1 protein-coding gene is annotated in these 2708 nt (G+C 32.2%); it reads right to left on the bottom strand.

The genetic code is table 11. The annotated features are described in order from the left end of the window. Positions 1 to 2708, bottom strand: a 2708-nt coding sequence (locus MBCUR_RS01805) for a DUF11 domain-containing protein (protein ID WP_157077541.1), incomplete at both ends; no start/stop codon positions are given.

Below are 2708 nucleotides of genomic sequence, written 5' to 3'. Positions count from 1 at the left end.
AGGAGTACTACTATTATTACCAGTATTATTCTCATTAACATTAGTAACATTTGCAACATTCACAATACTACCAGTACCATTCAAACGAACAAGAATATCCAAAACAATACTCTCACCATTAGCCAAAGCACCAATACTCCAAACACCAGTGCCAGGAACATAATAAGTAAACCTTGGAGTTGTACTGTTAATATAAATCAATCTACTGTCTAATCTATCAGTAATAACCAAACCAGTCGCATTATCAGGACCAAAATTAGTCACATTAATAGTATACAAAACAAAAGCACCATTCAAAACAGAACCACTAACATTAGATGTTTTAACAACACTAAGATTCACAGTAGGAACAACCGTAAAATTAGTAGTATTATCAGGAGTACTACTATTATTACCAGTATTATTCTCATTAACATTAGTAACATTCGCAACATTCACAATACTACCAGTACCATTCAAACGAACAAGAATATCCAAAACAATACTCTCACCATTAGCCAAAGTGTTAATATCCCAAACACCAGTACTTACAACATAACTAGTTCCACGAGGAGCAGTACTATTAATGTATATTAATCTACTATCTAAAACATCAGTAATAACCAAACCAGTCGCATTATCAGGACCAAAATTAGTCACATTAATAGAATACAAAACAAATATACCATTTAAAACATTACCACTTACATTAGAAGATTTAACAACACTAATGTTCACAGTAGGAACAACAGTGATGTTAGTAGTATTATCAGGAGTACTACTATTATTACCAGTATTATTCTCATTAACATTAGTAACATTCGCAACATTCACAATATTACCAGTACCATTAAGTTTCACAACAATGTCTAAAACAATACTCTCACCATTAGCCAAAGTGTTAATATTCCAAACACCAGTACTTGCAACATAACTAGTTCCACGAGGAGTGGTACTATTAATGTATATTAATCTACTATCTAACCTATCAGTAATAACCAAACCAGTCGCATTATCAGGACCAAAATTAGTCACATTAATAGAATACAAAACAAGTATGCCATTTAAGACAGAACCACTTACATTAGAACTCTTAGTAATGCTGAGATTCACAGTAGGAGTAACAGTAAGATATTCAGAAGAAGTACTGCCAAACCAATCACCAGTATTATTCTCATTAAGGGAGAACACATCAGCTTCATTATATATATCGCCAGTACCATTTAAGATAACAATAATATCTAAAGTAATTGTTTCACCATTAGCCAAAGTACCAATATTCCATATGTTAGTGTTTGGATCATAATCTGCTCCAGAACGAGAAGAATTAGAAGAATTATAAACCAACCTATAATCCAAAACATCCTCCATTCCAAACCCAGTAGCAGCATCAGGACCAAAATTAGTCACATTAACAGTATACTTAACAAAAATTCCATTCAAAACAGTACCAGACACATTAGACCTCTTAGTAATACTAAGATTCACAGTAGGAAGAACAGTAACATTCTGACCTATCTCAGGACTCATAGCATACCAATCACCAGTATTATTCTCATTCAAACTAGTAACATTAGCAACATTCAAAATATTACCAGTACCATTCAACCTAACAGTAATATTTAAATTAGCACTAGCACCATTAGCCAAACTACCAATATTCCAAACTTGAGTAATTGGATTATACTGATCAGCACTACCAGAAGCACTAGAATGATTATAAATCAATCTACTATCAATCAAATCAGTAATAACCAAACCAGTAGCAGCATCAGGACCAAAATTAGTCACATTAATAATATAAGAAACAAATGCACCATTCAAAATAGTACTACCAGTAATATTAGACCTCTTACTAATACTAAGATTCACAGTAGGAACAACAACAATATTACCAGAAGTAGAAGTATTAGCAGAAGTATCACCAACATTAGACTCATTCAAACTAGTAACATTAATCTCATTAAAAATAGTACCAGTACCATTTAACCTCACGACAATAGTTAAAGTAGCACTAACACCACTAGCCAAAGAACCAATTCTCCACAAACCACTAGGTGAATTGTAATTACTTTCACTGTTAGTAGTAGAAGAATTAATATAAATCAAACTAGAATTTAAAACATCAACAAGCTCTAAATTAGTAGCAGTATTCGGACCATAATTAGTCACACTAATAACATAAGAAACAAATGCACCATTTAAAACATTACCACTTACATTAGACCTCTTAGTAATACTAAGATTCACAGTAGAACCCACAACAACAAGAACAGTATTAGACTGATTATCACCAGTATTATTCTCATTAAGAGAAGACACATTAACAACATTAGTAATATTACCAATACCATTCAACCTAACAGTAATATTCAAACTAACAGTATTACCATTAGCCAAAGAACCAATATTCCACAAACTACTAGTAGAATTATAAGAACCAAGACTAGCACTAGATCCAATAAAAATCAATTTAGAATCTAAAACATCACGAATAAACAAACCAGTAGTAGCATCAGGACCAAAATTAGTCACACTAACAATATACAAAACATACTCGCCATTATTAGCACCAGATACATTAGCACTCTTAGTAATACTAAGATTCACAGCAGGAAGAATTGTAGTATTCTGACCTACCTCAGGAGTAATAGCATACCAATCACCAGTATTATTCTCATTCAAACTAGTAACATTAGCAATATTCACAATATTACCAGTACCATTCA

It is taken from the genome of Methanobrevibacter curvatus (assembly GCF_001639295.1).
Lineage (GTDB): Archaea > Methanobacteriota > Methanobacteria > Methanobacteriales > Methanobacteriaceae > Methanoflexus > Methanoflexus curvatus.
Note: the sequence above shows the minus strand (reverse complement) of the source record. Positions and strands in the feature narration are given on the sequence as shown.